This is a genomic window from Neochlamydia sp. S13 (genome assembly GCF_000648235.2).
Lineage (GTDB): Bacteria > Chlamydiota > Chlamydiia > Chlamydiales > Parachlamydiaceae > Neochlamydia.
Genome location: NZ_AP017977.1, coordinates 1,624,394 through 1,643,099 on the forward strand (window position 1 = coordinate 1,624,394; position 18,706 = coordinate 1,643,099).

Annotated in this window: 15 protein-coding genes; 14 read left to right on the forward strand and 1 reads right to left on the reverse strand. The window is 36.7% G+C overall.

Translation table 11 applies throughout. The features are described from left to right. The first annotated feature begins 16 nt into the window (after window positions 1-16). The 5 genes from TY21_RS06220 (at window position 17) to TY21_RS06240 (ending at window position 6,958) form a co-directional block, all read left to right on the forward strand. Window positions 17-1,414: a sodium:alanine symporter family protein gene (locus TY21_RS06220; RefSeq protein WP_130589588.1), complete on the forward strand. Its 1,398-nt coding sequence runs from the start codon at window positions 17-19 to the stop codon at window positions 1,412-1,414. 652 nt (window positions 1,415-2,066) lie between these two features. Then, window positions 2,067-2,948: a DUF1670 domain-containing protein gene (locus TY21_RS06225; protein ID WP_130589589.1), complete on the forward strand. Its 882-nt coding sequence runs from the start codon at window positions 2,067-2,069 to the stop codon at window positions 2,946-2,948. Next, a complete protein-coding gene (locus TY21_RS06230) occupies window positions 2,945-3,802 on the forward strand; it encodes a DUF1670 domain-containing protein (RefSeq protein ID WP_130589590.1) in 858 nt (285 codons plus the stop codon). Before TY21_RS06225 ends, TY21_RS06230 begins: the two co-directional genes overlap by 4 nt. A gap of 151 nt (window positions 3,803-3,953) precedes the next feature. After that, on the forward strand, window positions 3,954-4,592 hold the full coding sequence (locus TY21_RS06235; protein ID WP_042237450.1) for a hypothetical protein: 639 nt from the start codon (window positions 3,954-3,956) through the stop codon (window positions 4,590-4,592). Between the two features lie 29 nt (window positions 4,593-4,621). Next, window positions 4,622-6,958, forward strand: a complete 2,337-nt coding sequence (locus tag TY21_RS06240) for a polymorphic toxin type 28 domain-containing protein (protein ID WP_130589591.1) — start codon at window positions 4,622-4,624, stop codon at window positions 6,956-6,958. An 87-nt stretch (window positions 6,959-7,045) separates the two neighbouring features. On the opposite strand, the gene TY21_RS06245 is transcribed toward TY21_RS06240, so the two are convergent. Continuing rightward, the gene (locus tag TY21_RS06245) at window positions 7,046-8,218 is read right to left on the reverse strand and encodes an IS701 family transposase (protein WP_232044341.1); all 1,173 of its coding nucleotides are present in this window, start codon (window positions 8,216-8,218) and stop codon (window positions 7,046-7,048) included. 228 nt (window positions 8,219-8,446) lie between these two features. Between TY21_RS06245 and TY21_RS06250 the strand changes: the two genes are divergently transcribed. The 9 genes from TY21_RS06250 to TY21_RS06290 all read left to right on the forward strand — a co-directional run bounded on the left by TY21_RS06250 (window position 8,447) and on the right by TY21_RS06290 (window position 18,421). Continuing rightward, window positions 8,447-10,822: an ankyrin repeat domain-containing protein gene (locus tag TY21_RS06250; RefSeq protein WP_042239662.1), complete on the forward strand. Its 2,376-nt coding sequence runs from the start codon at window positions 8,447-8,449 to the stop codon at window positions 10,820-10,822. Between the two features lie 47 nt (window positions 10,823-10,869). Further along, a protein-coding gene (locus TY21_RS06255) for an IS5 family transposase (RefSeq protein ID WP_130589592.1) occupies window positions 10,870-11,645 on the forward strand; the annotation gives its coding sequence in 2 pieces (ribosomal slippage) (window positions 10,870-11,209 and window positions 11,209-11,645; 777 coding nt in all). A 43-nt stretch (window positions 11,646-11,688) separates the two neighbouring features. Beyond that, the gene (locus TY21_RS06260; RefSeq protein WP_042242788.1) at window positions 11,689-13,851 is read left to right on the forward strand and encodes an ankyrin repeat domain-containing protein; all 2,163 of its coding nucleotides are present in this window, start codon (window positions 11,689-11,691) and stop codon (window positions 13,849-13,851) included. A 439-nt stretch (window positions 13,852-14,290) separates the two neighbouring features. Then, entirely contained in the window at window positions 14,291-15,097 is an 807-nt protein-coding gene (locus TY21_RS06265) for a hypothetical protein (protein ID WP_042242785.1), read from the forward strand. 82 nt (window positions 15,098-15,179) lie between these two features. Beyond that, entirely contained in the window at window positions 15,180-15,602 is a 423-nt protein-coding gene (locus TY21_RS06270; RefSeq protein ID WP_042242781.1) for a hypothetical protein, read from the forward strand. Next, window positions 15,603-16,244 (forward strand): hypothetical protein, encoded by a 642-nt coding sequence (locus tag TY21_RS06275; protein ID WP_042242778.1) that lies wholly within the window; start codon window positions 15,603-15,605, stop codon window positions 16,242-16,244. Then, window positions 16,245-16,886: a hypothetical protein gene (locus TY21_RS06280; RefSeq protein WP_042242775.1), complete on the forward strand. Its 642-nt coding sequence runs from the start codon at window positions 16,245-16,247 to the stop codon at window positions 16,884-16,886. It begins immediately after the preceding gene. Beyond that, window positions 16,887-17,258, forward strand: coding sequence for a hypothetical protein (locus tag TY21_RS06285; protein WP_042242772.1), 372 nt, complete (start codon window positions 16,887-16,889; stop codon window positions 17,256-17,258). 51 nt (window positions 17,259-17,309) lie between these two features. Further along, window positions 17,310-18,421 (forward strand): IS3 family transposase gene (locus TY21_RS06290; protein WP_232044342.1). Its coding sequence is split into 2 segments (ribosomal slippage): window positions 17,310-17,583 and window positions 17,583-18,421, totalling 1,113 coding nucleotides; the frame shifts between segments, so codons are not numbered across the junction. Window positions 18,422-18,706 lie beyond the last annotated feature (285 nt).

An 18,706-nucleotide genomic window follows, 5' to 3' on the forward strand; every position in this document is an offset into this window, starting at 1 on the left:
CTAGGACTTCATAGAAATGGCAACCACAGATTTAGAATTAAGCTCTTTGCTTCTGCATACTTTAGATAATATTTACAGTTGGATATGGGGGGCGCCCCTATTGATCTTGTTGGTAGGAGTTGGACTCTATCTTACAATAGCCTTAAAAGGCTTACAATTTCGCTACCTCCCCTATGCCTTAAAAATAGCTTTTGGCAGACAAAAAGATGTATCAGGTCAAGGTGATATTAGCCATTTTGAGTCTTTAATGACGGCTTTAGCAGCTACCATAGGAATAGGAAATATTGCGGGTGTAGCCACAGCTATTGCCATAGGCGGCTTAGGAGCACTTTTCTGGATGTGGGTCACCGCACTGATAGGTATGGCCATTAAATATGCTGAAGCCATTTTAGCTGTTAAATATCGCAAGATGGATGGACGAGGCGAAATGTGTGGCGGGCCCATGTATTTCATCGAATATGGATTAGGATGGAAGTGGCTTTCAGTGTTGTTTGCAATTTTTGGAGCCATTGGAACGTTTGGAGGCGGTAATATGCTTCAGGCCAACTCTGTGGCAGACGTAATGAAAAATGTCTTTCACATCGAGCCCTGGGTGACTGGCTTCATTGTAGCACTTTTAACAGGCGCTACTCTCTTGGGGGGAATTAAATCGATCGGTAAGGTTGCCGGTTTATTAGTTCCTTTTATGGCCATCATTTATATTGGCGGAGCAGGCGTGATACTGTGTAAATATTATGATCGCTTACCTGCCGCTTTATCACACATTTTCCAGTATGCCTTTTCAGGGCAAGCCGCCTTTGGGGGATTTGCAGGTTCGACCATGTTAATGGCTATTCAGGTGGGTGTCAGCCGTGGCCTCATGACTAGCGAAGCAGGATTAGGAACAGCATCGATTGCTGCCGCAGCCGCTAAAACAGATTTACCAGGACGCCAAGCTTTAGTTTCTATGACAGGCTGCTTTTTAGCCACCATTGTAATGTGTAGCGCCACAGCCTTGGTCTTAGGGGTCACCGAAGTTTTTGGTAGTTTAGATGCAGAGGGTAAGCTCCTCAATGGAGCTTCGATGACCGTCGCAGCTTTTAACCAAACATTTTCAGGAGGAGCTTATGTAGTGACTCTAGGCCTTGTGCTGTTTGCTTTTACCACTCTCTTAGGATGGGCTTATTATGGGGAAAAATGTGTGGAATATCTACTAGGCTCTAAATCCGTCCCTTTTTATAGGGCTATTTTTACCTTAGTAGTCATTCCTGGCGCCATCTTAGAGCTCGATGTCGTTTGGAAAATCTCTGATATATGCAATGGCTTAATGGCCTTTCCAAACTTAATTGGCCTCTGTGCCTTGTCAAAAGTAGTTATTGCTGAAAGCCGCTCATTTCTTAAAGTGCTTTCCCATGAACAAGAAGGTAGGGCTTAAAGCTTTTTTCTTAAGCTAAACTACCTCTCTAGCAATGCAGCTATAATCCAAGTAGGATAATCGGGTTAGGAAGATGAATAAGATTAAATTAAGAAAGCGCTTCTTAAAATCGGCCACTAATCATTTTATTTAGCTCTTTGATATACCGGTTATATGTTTCAAAGCAGCTCTTTATGCAATCATGGGCTCTAAAAAACTATGAACTTAATTAAGAGAGTTATCTAGAAAAGGTTTAAATTCCGTCTTGAAATTATAGAGCTGTTTTTTCTTAAAGCGTATTATTAAATCATATTAAACCTTTCAAGCTAAAATTTACTCATCTTGCACACCTTCGCTTTTTAGCTGCACCATAGAATCTAAAACGTTAGTTGCCAGCTACCTATTAATCCAACTCTTTTAACAATCTTCTTTGATGAACTATAAATCATTCTATTATCAAATAAACACGCTGCTTAGTTTTTTTTCAGAGGGAAAACTAATAAAAAAAAAAAAACAAACGTTAGTAAAAGTAATACTTGTATTATTTTCGATTAGGTCATCTGTCTTTTTTATAGAATTTTTTTTAAAGCAGAAAATCTATTAAAAAAACTGGCGTTCACCTTTATAATGTTTAATTAAAGAAAAAAACAAAAACATCCATAAAAGGAACGCCATGAAAAATGTTACTATAAATTCTAAAGAAGATCAAGAAAGACGACTGCAAATCAAAAACATCCATCAGCAGATGAAAAATTTGGCTGTTCAAGGAACAGGAATTAGTCCTTGGGAAGCTCAAATTTTAGTGGGTCTGATTGAGGAAGTGTACTTTTCCGAACTTAACCAAAGCCACTTAAAACCAGGGCAGATTAAATATCATTGTGTAGCAGCTGAAGAAGGAGCTGGCAAATCTTTAAAAGAGTGCAAGATGTTACCTGTGGTTTTGACGTTGTTTGACCAAAGAGACAAAGGAAATTTTTCCCAAGATAATAATAAAGATAGAAGTGTTGAGCTAAGAAGGAGAAGACTTGTGCGTATAGCTGAAGAAGCTAAAGAGCAAGGAGGATACTTAACGCAAGAAGACCTAGCAGAATTATTAATGTGCGATATAAGAACCATTCGAAGAGATATTAAAGAGCTTAAAGCAATAGGCATCTTATTACCCACACGAGGTCAACAAAAAGATATAGGCCCTGGTGTTAGCCATAGAGCTATTGCCATACGGCTTTGGCTGGAGGGCAAAGAGCCTGTGACTATTGCCCAGCATATTAAGCATAGCATAGAAGCTGTGGAAAACTATCTACAGAAGTTTAAAAGAGTAGCCTTTCTTAAAAGCAAACATTTCAATGAGTTTGAAATAGCCTTAACGGTGGGAATTTCCATCTATGCTACCAAAACCTTTTCTCTGCTATATGAAGAGTTTAAAGATAAAGCCTTTTTTGAACAAAGATTGCAGGAAGTTCATATAGTTGGTGCCCAATATTATCACGCTCAAGATGAAAAAAAAAGAATGATGTCGTCGAACGACTCTATCAGGAACGAGCGGAGGCTGCCATGAAGAAGAACATCGATGCAAACCATGCTACATTTTGCCCTCAAGCATTTAAATGCTTTGAAGGTGCTTTGGAAGCATTTTTTTCTCATGAGTGCCCGCAGCTAGGAGGAACAAGGACAAGGCAAGTACTGGTTAAATCAATAGCGGATATGGTACGTCAATTTTATCCGCAGACCTCTCATATGCAGCCGGGACAAGTTACATGGCCGACAGTCCACCGCAACGAATTTTCATCTTATGGAAAATCTATTCAAAATACACGTTTAACAACGGTGATTTTAGATCTGGTAAGCTCGCAAGATGCTATGGAAAGAGCTAAAGGGAAAAAATTAAGGGTTATAAAAAAAGAAGCTGTGGCGCGGATGTGCAAGCAAGCTTTTGATCAAGAAGGTTGCTTAACCCACGCGGAATTAGCTATTTTGTTAAAGATATCGCCACAAAGTGTAGGCAAATATATTAAGGAGTGGGAATTAGAAAACCGTGAGGTTCTTCCAAGAAGAGGGTCTATCCATGATATAGGCCCTACTTTAACTCACAAAACAATGATCATTGAAAAGCTCTTTATCGAGCAAAAAACTGTTCAGCAGGTGAGCAGAGAAACAAAACACTCTTTGCCGGCGATACAAAGGTATATATCCACTTTCAAGCAAATATTGCTATGTAAACAAAAAGGTATGTCTACAGAAGAAGCAGCTTTTTCGGTGGGTAGGACATTACGCTTAGTCAATGAATATGAAAAGATTATTGAACAATATAAGGAGAAAAATTATGTTATAGCCGCGTTATTGAAAAGTGAAATTGGAATTGAAACAAGAACCCAGATAACAATAAATGAAGGTGTTGATAAAAAATATTAATCAGAAAAAAGATTAGGTTAAATGCCAGTTAATGACAAGTGTCCTTATTTACGATAAAACAATAAGATTTCTGATTTATATAATAAATTATACTACGAGAAAATTAGGCGAGCTTTAATCTTATAACGCTTATTAGGGGATCAACAAAGACATGTCAAAAAAAATGCGCAGAGCAAGCGATTTATCCCATGAAGCAAAATGGGGTAAACTGACTCCTGAAGAAATTGCCTATGTGGAACAAAAACTTCAAGATAAAGAGGCAGATAAAGATGAGGATTTACATATATGGATATTTATTGTAGGCAGATTAGGCTTAATTCGTCACCGCCCTTTATTGGAAAAATTTCTTTATTATCAAACGGAGCCCTGGGTATGCATACAAGCTTTGAGAGCTCTTTGCACTTACTGGGAATACACCAATGACTATTTAAAAGAACTTAAAATGTTTATTAGAGGCGTAGAATGGGATCCCCATGATGACATACGTTTATGGGCGTTAAGTATTGCCGGAAAATTTCTTAAAGAAAATTTTGATTATGAACTTTTACAGCTTTTGCTAGATGTCTTTGAAAAGCTAGGAGAATTAGATAGCCTACACGAACATAGAGAATATGCCCGGGAATTTATAAAAAGCTGTGCCTTTGAAGCTTTAGCTATCGCGATGGGAAAAAACTACGATGAAATTTTAGATACGGACGATATAGAAAATTGTCTTCTTAATGGTCAATTGGAGCTTTTAGATCTAAGCATTATAGAACAAGCTCATCAAAGGCTCCAGCAAAAATTTTAATTACCTTTCTAATAAAGGAAGAATAAAAAATGGTTAACTCACCTTCACAAATTACTTCTCTTTTAAATCTCTCTACACCAAAAGAATTTGCAAGTAAGCGTATTCAACCTATCAACTACGATAAGGTAGATCTTTTAAAGCAAAAGCTCATTCCCCTAATCATTCCCTTTTATGATGGCGAGGGTCGCATCATCCAGCTTTGGAAAATGGAGGATAAGCTGGTGGGAGCTGTGTTAGATAGAGAAGGACAATTGGTGATTATACCTGGAAAAAAAATCATTAATTCTTTAAATCCACCGGAGCCACCCGCTAAGCTTATTGCTCGTTTAGAAAGCTGTAGCGTGCGTAAGTGGGGCATTGCCTATGATATCCATACCTTAAGCCTCTCTATCTGGCCGCATCTTGAAGCTGCAGGTAAGCATAATTACGCTTTAGCGGGAAAGATTGATAGAAAAAAATATGATCAGGTTCCTCCTCATGAAGTAATTAAAGATGCGAATGAACGCTTAATAAACCTGACTGAAAATGGAGCCTTGAATCGTTATCACTATACAGCTTATCGAAAAGAAGCACAAGGCATAATACTATTAAACCGAGAAGGCAAGCCTCTCCTAAACCCCAAAAACGGTAGGCCTTATGATCATATAGATGATGTTAAAAACTTTCAAAAAGCTGGAAAGAACATTATAAGAGACATTAAATTACGACTGCGTTTTGATGATCTTACAGCCAATGAGAGAAAAGAGCTTGAAAGTATCTTAGCTAAAACGAGTAAAATTTTAGATGATTCATACAAATTTACCACTAAAGCAGCCACTCCAGCCCATAAGCAATTCTATCAAACCTTGCAACAAACGCGACTGACAAATTCTTATAACTCTACCCATCCCCATTCTCCTATTCCTGCTAAAGCGGGTGCAGGAGGAGAGATTGGCGGAGTAGCCTGCAGCATGGAATATATTGAAGGCTTATTCGATTCACCGGACGCTTTATTTGAGAACATTCACTTTTTCTGCACCCCCCAACTCCCTGAAGGAGAATTTCCTTTTTCAAATGAAGAGCTTCAGCACATTTTGCGAGAGCTAGCTTTAGGGATTTATGTAGATAATGCTATACCTTTTTTCAGCTTACATTTCAAACAGGGAACAGCTGATCTATTTCCCGTCATTCATCCAGCTTATGAAAATACTCTCGTAGGTCGTGTAATCAGCATGCTAGATTATATGATGAAGGGTTACCTAAATGGGGGCATTTATTCCGAAGAGTTCGTAGATGAATGGTATAAAAATCCAGACTGGAATAAAAAGTCGTCTTCTGCTTTAGAAAAGCTTATAAGCTTCGAAGAATATTGCAAAGCTTATTTAAAAGATGGAGATAAAAATTATTTTGCGGTTAATGGTTTAACTCATTTAATTAAAAGTAAAAGATTATGGGATAAAATCCATGATGCTCTTTTTGTAGATGAGCCCTACGAAAAAATTTTTGAAAGTCAGGAGGGATTCAAAAATTCATTTAGAATTATTGCCAAACAAAATAGTTATCGTAAAGAAGAAAACTTATTCTTAATAGATACAGATTTTGAGGTTCGCTACACCATAGAACCTTCTCCAACCTACAATGAAGCGCTCGCAAAGCATGTGAGAAAATATGGATGTATGCCTGCAGCCTATACCGATTTGGAAAATGCTTATGAACTCATGTCAGAAAGAATTCACAATCATATGGTCAAGATGCCTCTTTGTCGCCATTATTTTTCTATGCTTGGGATCATCAATTTTTTTTCTAGTTATTTTTCCACATTAAAAAAATATGGCAAAGTTCCTATCTTACCATCATGTGAGCAATCTCTTGTGCACGGATGCCCTCCCTTATTTCCTTATCTTCCTATCTCCATACACCATACAGAAAAGCTTGAAGTTAATAAACGTGAAATCATGCGTCAATTTTTGAAAAGCCACGAAGGAAAGCTAAAAGGCTACTTTAAAAGCCTTAGCGAGCTAATGCTACTCCATAGAGAAGAAGAAAATTTAGAGAAAAAGTTTTTTTTAGATCAAAAGACAGCCCTCCTGGATCTCTTACAAGAAATCGTCAAAAAAAATGCTTTTCAACATGCTAATTTGTCGGTTCAAACTTATTTAAATCAAAATGATCTATTCCAACCTACTTATAAACGAGTAGCTTCTCTTTATTTTGAGCAAATTCTGTCAGACTACGTTGAAATTTTAAAAAATTTAAAAAACAATTATTACTCCTTGAAACTTAGTGAGCCAAAGGCTAGTACTACAGTGGTAAATGTAAACATAGCTTTCTTTGCCTTTGATAATGGTAGTAACAAGCACTCGCTTGATGCTTACGACGCCAATTAGACCATTCTAACCAATAGCTCCAGCATCGCTTGATAGAGGTATGTGCATATATCACTAAACGCCTAGCTTCTTGTAAGGTATATCTAATTAAATTAAATTCCGTACTTTTAGAAACTTCTTCATATGAAGCCGACGAGCTTTTTTTTTCTTCTCCAGTAAGTTGAAAGCATCGCGCAAGCCCGAAAGGAAAGTTAAAGCTAATAAACAAAGCGTCATGTGTCGATACCAGCCTGTGTAGCTTCTCACCTCATAGTGGTCAAGCCCAATTTCTTCTTTAGAAGCTTCAAAGCATTCCTCGATCGTCCAACGACTTCCTGCAGCTTTGGCCATATCTTGTAAAGTAACATTATTGGGACAACAAGCTATATAATAAGCTACATCGCGAGGGTCTTTCATGTTACGCCTTAATAAAAGCCAACGTGTCCACCCTTCAGGGCTATCTGAATTGACTTCTAGACGATACCAATGATAATAGCGCTCGCCTTTTTCTCCTTTTCCTGCCGATAAACTCTGCCAATCTTTTGGCTTAATTTCTGCAAGAAAGTGGCTGACTGGACTTCGATCAAAATCTACGCTCACATGGTAGTTAGAGGGTACAGCTAATATATAAGGGCAGCATTCTTTCTCTAGATAAGCTCTTAAGGGATAAACTCCATATACCTCGTCTCCCAATACCCAAGAGGGCCTGATCCCATGGCCGAAAGCTCTCTGTAGCATCAACATGGCTAATTGTATTTTCGTTTTGAATTTAACTTCTTTAGGTATACCAGCTCTTGCTCTACGTTCTTCATCTAAAAACCATTCTTCAGAGATATATAGTTCTCGATCAATTAGTACGTGGCCTTGGCTAGTTGCATAGGAAAGGAAAACCCCTACTTGGCAATTTTCAATTCTTCCTGCTGTTCCACTATATTGTCTTGCCACTCCTGCTGAATGCTTACCTTTCTTTAAAAATCCCGTCTCATCTATAGCTAGTATACCGCCTTCTTTATCTTTCAACACTTCCATTTGCAACCTATCTCTGATGGCATCTGCTTGCCATAAACCACGGCGTAGTAGATGTTGAAAAGCATACGGGGTTTGTAAACCGACCTCTTCTGCCAATTGCCAGGTGTTTTTACGTTCTGCTTTGCTCATTAACCCCCATGTATATTGCAAAGCTACTTGTCTAGCTTCTTCTCGACTAAAAAAAGGCCTTAAAAATAGAGCTAGCTCTTCTTTTTTTTGTTTTATAGTTTGGTTTATTGCTTTCAATTCCATACCTTACCTCCCTATTTAACAAATAAAATAGCATACTATATTTTTTATTACCACTGTAGTACTAGAGCCCTTTTATATACCAAACTTTTTGAGTGGATTTTTGATATAAGTAAAATTAGCAATAACTCTGTTACTCTTAATAAACTTCAATATGAACAAATTCATACTTCACCCCAGGTTAGCAAAGAGATCAAAGAAAAGTCCAAAAGAGTGGTAGGAGGTTGCGGAATGGAGCTAGCCACCGAGCAGGTACAAGGTTCTCCCCTGGCCAATACCATTGTCCACGATAACTGGAGCAAATTACACAAATTAATTCCCGAAACATGGACTAAAATAAAAAGCGAAAATTTCCAAGGAGCTGCCTTTAGTTTAATGCATGAAGATGCTCCCCTAGAATGGATTCAAGATTACAGTTGGATGGAATCCTATCTTCTAGTCCCTAAAGGAAACGACTGGAAAGCGGTAGAGCAAAGGCAAAAGCTTGAAAAAGCTATCCAGGCGGACCAAAAAGATGAATTTATGAAATTAATGGCAACAAAGCCGCCTTTGCATAAAATGATCGATAGATATAAAAGAACACTTCTCCATATTGCTGCTTTAGCTAGAAATCCTTTTTATTTAGACACTTTATTGAGTCAAACTCTAGCCTGTGAGTTAAAGGATGTGCACGGCTATTTACCTATCCACTATGCTGCTATGGCAGGAAATGTAAAACACTTAGAGTTATTATTAAAAAAGAATGCAAATTTGATCTCTGCAGCAAGCAATAATGGATCGACTGCTTTAATTGTCGCTATTCAACATCAACAGCTAGAGTTCATACATCATTTATTAAAACGGAAAACTGTCTTAGCTACTCTCTCTGGCGGATATACAGAATTGCATTGCGCCTTACATGAGGGAGACCTTTCAATTATTCACAGGCTATTGGAAAGTAAATCTATCGTCAATTCTTGCATAAACATTTGCTCTGATGAAGGAGGAACTCCTCTGATGATGGCTTGCGAGCATAATTTAGTGGAAGTGGTAAGCATTTTACTTGAAAAAGGAGCCGATCCATCTATTAAGCGCCAAGATGGCGTTACAGCTATAGAAATTGCTATAAGGAATAATTGCCTTCCTATCCTTAAATTACTTTTTCAAGCCACCCAACCCTCTTCTCTTGCCATTGAAGCAGCCGCGCAAGAAGGATCCTCTGAAGTTATAGAGTTTGTAGCACTTAATACTCCTAAATTTAGCCAATATAAAAGCTGCTGTGGCGATACTCCCTTACATATTGCACTCCGTTATGGCAATCTTTCTGCAGCACAGCTCTTAATCAATTTTACAGAAGATTTAAATAGCGTTAATATAGAAAATGAAACACCTTTCAGCATAGCTGCTTCCCTAGGAGCTTGGTCTATTGTCAAAGAACTTTTCAAAAAACATGCCTCCATCTACCCACGGCCCTTGTTAGCAAGCACCTATAACGCCTGCATCAAAAAAATATTTAATTCAATAGATATATCTTCTGAGGAACTAGATAAGTATACGTTAGTAGCCGCGCAGGCAGGAAATTATGAGATTATTTCACTCATTTTCAAACCTATGGGAGCAAATTTAGAAGCCATCGAGGGGCCTAACGGATGGAAGCTGTTACATTATCTTGCAAAGGCTGATGGTATCTTTCTTTTTAGAAGTTTGATTTATAAGGTAAAAGATAGCATGCAACCGTTAGAAAAAGAATATGGTAAAACACTTGCTTATATTGCTGCAGAAAATGGAAGCTTGCGTGTATTGCATTTCCTTATTCAGATAGTAAAGAAAAACAATATTTCTTTAGAGAATCATTATGGAAAAAAACACCTTTTCTATGCAGCTATGAAATCAGGGCAGCAGGCTTGCATTGAACTGCTGTTGAAGAGCTTTACAACCATCGATTTAGTCAACATTCCTCTTGATGATCGTAATTGCTGTGCTTCTCATTTAGCTGCTCAAACAGGTTCACAGGCATTAGTACAGTTATTGGTAGAAAAAGGTGCCAACCTTTCAAAAATAGACGATAAGAACCATTCTCCCTTATTTTATGCTATTCGATCCAATAGCTTAGAATTAGTCACATTCCTACTCAAGCACAAAATCCTTATAAGTGGAGAGGATTTATGTGAAGCTGCACGAAAAGATGATGAAAGAATTTTTGATTTATTAATGCTTACTAAGCCTTCACAAGCTGTTTTAGACGATGCTTTATATGAGGCCATTCTTCATCATTCTAAGAAAGCTTTTTTTCTCTTACGCAAGAATTTTGCCTCCTTTAACTATGCTAACCCCTATGGATGGACTCCTACAATGTTAGCTGCATTCCGAGGAGATAAGGAAATTCTTGAAGCCATCTTACATACAGGCTTTGTAGATAAGAGAACTACTCATTCTGATTATAATGCTTTGCATCTAGCTTGTTCACAGGGAAATCCTCACAGTGTTCAGCTTCTTCTAAATGCGGGATTTCTGAATGAAGGCCACAAATCTGGTAAATCTAATCTAGAGCTTGCTTGCAAGCATCCAGGTGTAGTTGCTATTTTAAACAATAAGACAGCCGAAAGAGATTTAAGAGACATTCTCTGAATTATTAAAATCGTTTAAAATATAGGCTGTTTAACCAGGAGCCTAATATGATAAGAAAACCTTATCCTAGCGATTTAAATAATCAAGAATGGCAAGTGCTTGAACCTATAATATGCAAGAAAAAAGCTGGCAAGCCACCTAAGCACGCTAGACGAGAGATGCTTAATGCCATCTTTTACGTCTTAAGGACAGGTTGTCAATGGACAGATCTTCCTCATGATCTACCTCCTTGGAAATCAGTCTATTCTCAATTCTTAAGATGGAAACAGAGTAATTTATTCGAACAAATTAATACTTATTTAAGGCGATCGCTTCGCCAAAGCTTAGGCAAGTTAGCGGAACCTAGTGCTGCTATAGTCGATAGCCAAAGTGTCAAAACAACTGAAAAAAAGGGCTCTGCGGATACGACGGTGGCAAGAAAATTAAAGGTAGGAAAAGACACATAGTAGTGGATCACTTGGGACTGTTAATAGCAGTTGTAGTAAGTAGCGCAGCTTGTAGCGACAGAGATGGGCTAAAAGCGCTGTTTTATTATTTCCAGGGAAAAGTTTTATGGCCAAAAAAAATATTTGCCGATACAGGATATAGCGGGGAAGACATGAGATCAGAAGCAGCTTTGCATGGTATTGATTTAACAATCATTAAAAGATCTAAGCAAAAAGGATTCCATCTACAAGCAAAAAGATGGATAGTAGAAAGAACATTTGCCTGGTTTGGCAAATGCCGCAGATTAAGCAAGGATTATGAGACCTTAACCAACACCAGCCAAGCGTTCCTCTATTTAGCTATGATACGTCTGATGGTAAGAAGAATAGCACAATAAATTAATTCAGAGAATGTCTCTAAGGGTTAGGAAGTTTTATCAAATGTTGAATAATGATGATGTCAATAGTTTACTAGAAATTTTCCCTCAGTTTGATTCTAAGGAGATAATCTTCTCGCCTGATAACTTTTCTAATTATTGGGGAACTTATCTACATTTTATTCTTCAATTTTCTAAAAAGGATAATGTTCGCTTTCTTATAAGCGAATTATTAAAATATCCCGTTCTTATACATACAGTAAGTGATAGTAATGGAGATACAGTCGCCCACCTGCTTGCCAAAAACAATCTATCGCTTTTGAGCATTCCTGCTAGTGAATTAACTAAAAAAAACCATAAAGGAAGCACCCCTCTCCATTTAGCAGCGCAATACTGCAATCTTGCAGAGTTAAAAACACTCATTCAACAGCTTAAAAAGAAAGATTTAAATAGAAAAGATAATGAGGGGCGTACCCCCCTCTTTTATGCTATACGGAACAATACTCCAACTACTAAAGAAAACATTCGTATACTTGCTGAACTCGGAGCCAATCTTGAACATTATGACTTTGAGCGGATAACACCTCTAATTTTTGCATGCAAGCATAATAAATCCCTTGCCGTTAATGCTCTCTTAAAATATGGAGCTCGTCCCAATCAAATAGGAACGTTAGAAAAGGTAACGCCTTTATCTATCTCTTTGACCTTAGAAAGAGAGGAAATTGCTCGCCATCTCCTTCTCAAGGGGGCTAATCCTCATATTATAGATGAAAAAGAAATTAACATTATTACTCTTCCTGGAGCAAAGCGAGTGCTCAAGCTATTGATGGCACGTCAAGAGGCATGTAATAATACCTCTCGCTCAAGCCTAGAACCTGCCCATCTTGCAGCTTATCATGGCCAAACAGATATTTTATCCAACTTAAAACAATTAGGTGTTTCTTTAGATACCCGCGTAGAATTACAAGCATCAGAAAATTTAAATGATTTGCCTAATAATGACAGCCTTCTTCAAGGAGCCACTCCCCTTCATTTGGCCATCTTTAATGGCCAAGCAGAAACTGCCAGATGGCTACTAAAACAGCAAGTTCAAGTCCAATCAAAAACTGATCAAGGCTTAGATGTTTTATCATTTGCTGCTATGAACAAAGCTGCCAAGCCGCTCTTAGAGATATTCTATAAATATCGTATTTCAAAAAATGTTGAAAGCCTCAATCAAGCTGCTCGAATAGCAATCTCTCAGGATAATATTGAGGCCGTCATTTATCTCTATCAGCATGGTATCACTCCTAATACTTTATTAAAGCCCTATCATACAGGCTTGCATATTGCTTGTATGCAAGGAGCCTTGCAAAGCACAGCATGGCTCTTACAGAATGGTGCGGATCCATGGGCAAATGGTCCTCTAAACAAAAATGCTTTTGAATTAGCGGCAGAAAATGGCTCTTATACACACTTTCGACTTTTGATTGGATTTGCACGGCCGGATTTAGATGAAACTAATCACGAAGGTAAAACATTGATGCATTTAGCTGCCGCAGCTAGAAACTTCAACCATATTTTAATTTTAATTTTAAATCGTGCCAGCTTAGACATCCAAGATGATACCGGATTAACTCCCTTACATAGTGCAGCCCAAAAAGGTGAGGTAGAGATTGTTCGCTTACTATTAACTTGCGGCGCGAATCAAGAGATTTGTAATTTTGAAGGCAAACGTCCTATTGATTTGGTTGCCGAAGATAACGATACCTTACGTCGTGTCTTCAAAAAATATCAAAAGTTGGATAGAAAAAAGAAGAAAAATGAAACACTTTTACATCGAGCCGTAAAAAGTAATTACCCGCTAGCTATTCCTCTCTTATCTCGTACGCAATATATCAACGAACAAGACAGTGAAGGCAGTTCTGCTTTACATTTAGCTGTAAGAAAAGGACAAACAGAATCTGTGCGCCGCCTTTTGCACTCTCAATCACCTGTTAATATTGATGTGGATATTTGTGATAAACACTACCGTACGCCTTTATGGTATGCCTGTGTGCAAAAACAACATTTTGATATCGCCAAATTACTCATTAAGGCAGGAGCTCATGCATTATATCCAGATATTTCGGCCTTAAATATTATTCAACAGGTAGAGAAAATAAACTTTGAGGGAAAGGAAAAACTTTTAAATTTATTAAATAATGAGGCCAAAAAATTCCTTCATAACATAGGACCTCTAACATAACTAAAAAAACCTAAGGCTATTAAAAGAGGAAACTTAAGTACAATTGCCAGGCTTAATTTTAGGCTAATATTTAACACGCTGGCCACTTGGATAAAACAAAAGCAACAAGATAATTGGCTGTTAAAAGACGAGAGATGAAATCAGTAAGTTAAGGCTATCAGGCTAAAATATGTAAAAGGAAATAGCACTACATAATTTAAGAAAAAACATCCTACTCAACATTACCCTAGCTACCTCTCTTTATGCTTATATAAACATAAAATAATTAATAAGAAAAACACTTTTTTATAAGAAAAGAAAGGAAAATAGGCGAAGCAAATTTAAATAAAGGCTGAAGAAATTTTCAGAGTTTGACCCAGTATAATTCACTGTTCAGATGGTGCTTAAGCGTATATATAGGATAAAAAAAATTTAACTCATTTTATAAGGAAATAATTTTATGTCTCTTACCGTTTCTTTTTCTTGCACTCGTATCCGTGCTAAATATGACGGAAAAAAGCTTACTTTAATCAAAAAAAATTCAAAATTGAACTGGAAAAAAAATCCCGTTTTGATGACTGCCGAAGAAAAGAGAGCCATAAACTTTGAGCATATTATGGCAATCCTTCAAGGAGACTCTCTATTGCCTTCTGCCTTAGCAGGCTTAGATCCAAAAAAATTATCACCAGAAATTTTAGTACTCGACCGAATTTATAGAAATGCTATTAAGCATTATATAGAGACTTTAAAAGATTCCAGTGGATATGACGAAGAGAACTTAAAAAAATTGAGGAGCCGACATCAATGGACCTGGATTAAAATAGCGGCTACCGGAGCATTTGTTTTAGGCAGCACGGGAGCACTGGGAGGAGCTTTGGCGGGAGGAGGTATAGGAGCAGTTCCCGCCGGAACAATAACGTTTCTTGGGGGCTTGTTAGGAAGTAGCTTGTCTGCACGAAAACTAGTGGACACTTTTATTTTACGCGAAGGAAGTACACATCGATTAAAGTGGATTCAATCCATAGACCTAGCTGAAAAAAATAGGTTAGAAAATATGCAAGTACATTTAGAATTAAGTGCAGCACGCGTGTTAAAAGAGCTTCAGGAATTAGAAAAAGATGAAGAATGTTCGGTTGATTTATTTAGAACGCTACAGCAGCATTTTTTAGTTAACCAAGCTTTGTTTCCACAACAAGCTTTTATTATAGAAGGCGTAGATATAGCTACTTTTCTCCTTCAGTTAAAAGATAAATTTGCTTTCTCCTAACTATACCAGAAGAGGAACTTATATGTTTACCCTTTTCCAAAATATATCTAATGATTTTAAAAGTTATTTTTCTAATTTATGAGTGAAGAGAGGAGATCTTCTTGCTCCAGAGGCAAAGATAAATGGTGAGAGGCTTACACCTACAAGTGAGGGTTTAAAACGAAAAGCTTTACTTTTAGATACCTTTATAAATGCAATACCTGAGCTTAAGCTAAATGCTTGGAATGTTATTACCACTCTAAACATCTTCTTGCAAAGAACAGTGGAGGAGGTAGGAGGATTGCTTTTAATCGGCAATAATCTTGCAGATCAGTTAAATAACCTTGCAGTGAAGAAAATTGGCCTTGAATATGAATTAGAGCAAAGTATAGATTTCATTGCAACCTTTAAAGAAGTTCACGCCCTATTTGAAAAGCATGTGCTAGAAGCAGAAAAAGCTACAAAAGGAGCAGGAAACGTTTTTCCTCTTCTATTAACACAAGCTTTGGAAAATAAGGAAGATTAAATGGCAATAACTTTAAGTGTTACTTCATCTTGTATACTTCCTATCAAAGCATGCTCACAAAAAACTGGGCATGCTTCTCAAGTATTCGCTAGAATTTGTAAAATATGTTCTTATTTAGGCGCCCGCATAAAAAAAATTGCTCTTGAGATTTTTTATTATTTACAAGAATTTTATAAGGATCTTAAGGATGATCTTTCAATTTGGTGGTTTGAAAAAGAAGATCCTATCGATACCGAGGCAAGGATAGAATGTGAAAAGCTTAAACCCGAAATTGAAGAATTAAAGCAGAAAACTTATCTTTTAGATACCTTTATAAATGAAAGGCCTGAGCTTAAAGCTAAATGCTTAGAATATTACCATAAATACAAACATCTTTTTATTAAAAATCAAAGAGGCTCTCCCAGAACGAGGCTTGCTATTGATCTTGATCTTAATGATCCTGTGGACCAATTAAATATTTTAGGGGTAGAAAAACTTGACCTGGAGTATGAATTAGATCAACGTATAGATTTTATTACAAGCTTTAAAGAAGTTTACGCCTTGTTTGAAAAGTATGTGCTAGAAGCAGAAAAAGCTGCAAAAGGTGCAGGAAATGTTTTTCCTTTTCTATTAACACAAGCTCTGGAAGATGAAGAAGATTAAATGGTAATATTGAGCCTCACTTTATCTTGTATGATTCCTAACAAAGCATGTGCAAAAAAAACTGCTGCGCATGCTTCTCAACTGTGCGTTAGAATTTGTAAAATATGTTCTTATTTAAGGGCTCGAATAAAAGAAATTGCTCTTGGTATTTTTCATTATCTTCAAGAGTTTTTTAAAGATCTTAAAGACGATCTTTCAATTTGGTGGTTTGAAAAAGAAGATCCTATCGATACAGAGGCAAGGATAGAATGTGAAAGGCTTAGACCTGAGATTGAAGAATTAAAGCGGAAAACATTTCTCCTGGATACCTTTATAAACGAAAGGCCAGAGCTAAAAAATAAATGCTTAGAATATTACCATAAATATGAACATTTTTTCATCAAGAATCAAAGGGGTTCTCCAAGAACAAGGCTTGCTATTGATATTGACCTTAATAATCCGGTGGATCAATTAAATATTCTAGAAGTAGAAAAAATTGATCTTGAGTATGAATTAGATCAACGCATAGATTTCATTACAAGCTTTAAAGAAGTTTACGCCTTGTTTGAAAAGTATGTGCTAGAAGCAGACAAAGCTGCAAAAGGCGCAGGAAATGTTTTTCCTCTTCTATTAACACAAGCTTTGGAAAATAAGGAAGATTGAATGGCAATAACTTCAAGTGTTACTTCATCTTGTATACTTCCTATCAAAACATGCCCACAAAAAACTGCGCATGCTTCTCAACTATTCGTTAGAATTTGTAAAATATGTTCTTATTTAGGGGCTCGAATAAAAGGAATTGCTCTTGGTATTTTTCATTATCTTCAAGAATTTTTTAAGGATCTTAAAGACGATCTTTCAATTTGGTGGTTTGAAAAAGAAGATCCTATCGATACTGAGGCAAGGATAGAATGTGAAAAACTCAAACCTGAGATCGAAGAATTAAAGCGGAAAACTTATCTTCTAGATACCTTTATAAATGAAAGACCTGAGCTTAATATAGTGGCTCCGCTTTTTTGGACAAAATTTAAGTAAAAAACTTTCCCTCAGTTTAAAATAAAAACTTAATATTAAAGAGGAAAAGCTATGTCCACAAAAAGAAAAAGACACTCGTCGGAGTTCAAAGCAAAAGTTGCATTAGAAGCATTTAAAGGGTTCAAAACCATTAATGAGCTTGCTACAGAATATTCGGTACATCCAACTCAAATTTCTCAATGGAAAAAGCATCTCATAGAAGCTTTACCAGTACTTTTTAGCAGTATGGATAAAGTTAGTAAGACAGATCAAAAGTTGGTTGACAACCTTTATCAACAGATCGGTCGTTTAAAGGTTGAGTTAGATTGGCTTAAAAAAAAACTATACTGACAAGGCTTGAAAAGCGCTCTCTAGTTGACCGTCAATCAAAAGAGATTTCAGTAGAAAGACAATGCGTACTTCTTGGGATAGAACGATCTACCTATTATTACCATCCAAGAGAAAAAAGTGAGTTCAACCTTAAAATAATGCGCTTGATAGATGAAGAATATACCAGGCATCCTTTTTATGGATCTAGAAAGATGACTATTTGTTTGCATAATCAGGGTTTAAAAGTAGGTAGAAGGCGGATTAGTGGGCTTATGAGATTAATGGGTATTGAAGCCATCTATCAAAAACCGAACTTAAGTAAACCTAATGCTGAGCATCATATATACCCCTATTTATTGAGAGGCTTGCAGATAAATAAGTGTAATCAAGTATGGAGTACGGACATAACGTACATACCAATGAAGAAGGGATTTTTATATTTAACAGCGGTGATGGATTGGTACAGTAGATATGTTCTTTCTTGGCGCCTTTCAAATACGCTAGATGTTGATTTTTGTATTGAAGCTGTAAAAGAAGCATTTTTAAAAGGTATTCCAGAAATTTTTAATACAGATCAAGGATCACAATTTACAAGCAACAGGTTTGTAGATTTTGTTAGAGAAAAAAATATTGCTTTTAGCATGGATGGAAAAGGAAGAGCAACAGATAATATATTTGTAGAGCGTTTATGGAGGTCAGTCAAGTATGAAGATGTATATCTGAAAGATTATCAAAACGGACTTGAGGTTTATCAAGGACTTACCAGATATTTTGAGTTTTATAATAAAAACCGTCCACATCAGTCTTTAGAATACAAGACCCCAGCGGAGGCATATGGTATAATAATTTATTAGGTGAAAATGAAAAAAGTAAGATAAAATAATAGGAGCAAAACCAACATGGTCATTGAAACTCCAAGCTACGTAAAATTTGAATTAAATTGTGGAAGAAGATGATTAATGTTGTATCGAACAAACCTTAAAAAGGTAAAGTTTCTTACTTAATTTTGCAAAAAACTGTCTAAACAACCGAAGCCACCACATAAGAATAAATGCCTAAAATATTATCACAAATATACACATCTTCTTATCAAGAATATTAGAGGATGTGGGAGAACTGATTTTGATCTTGATAATCCT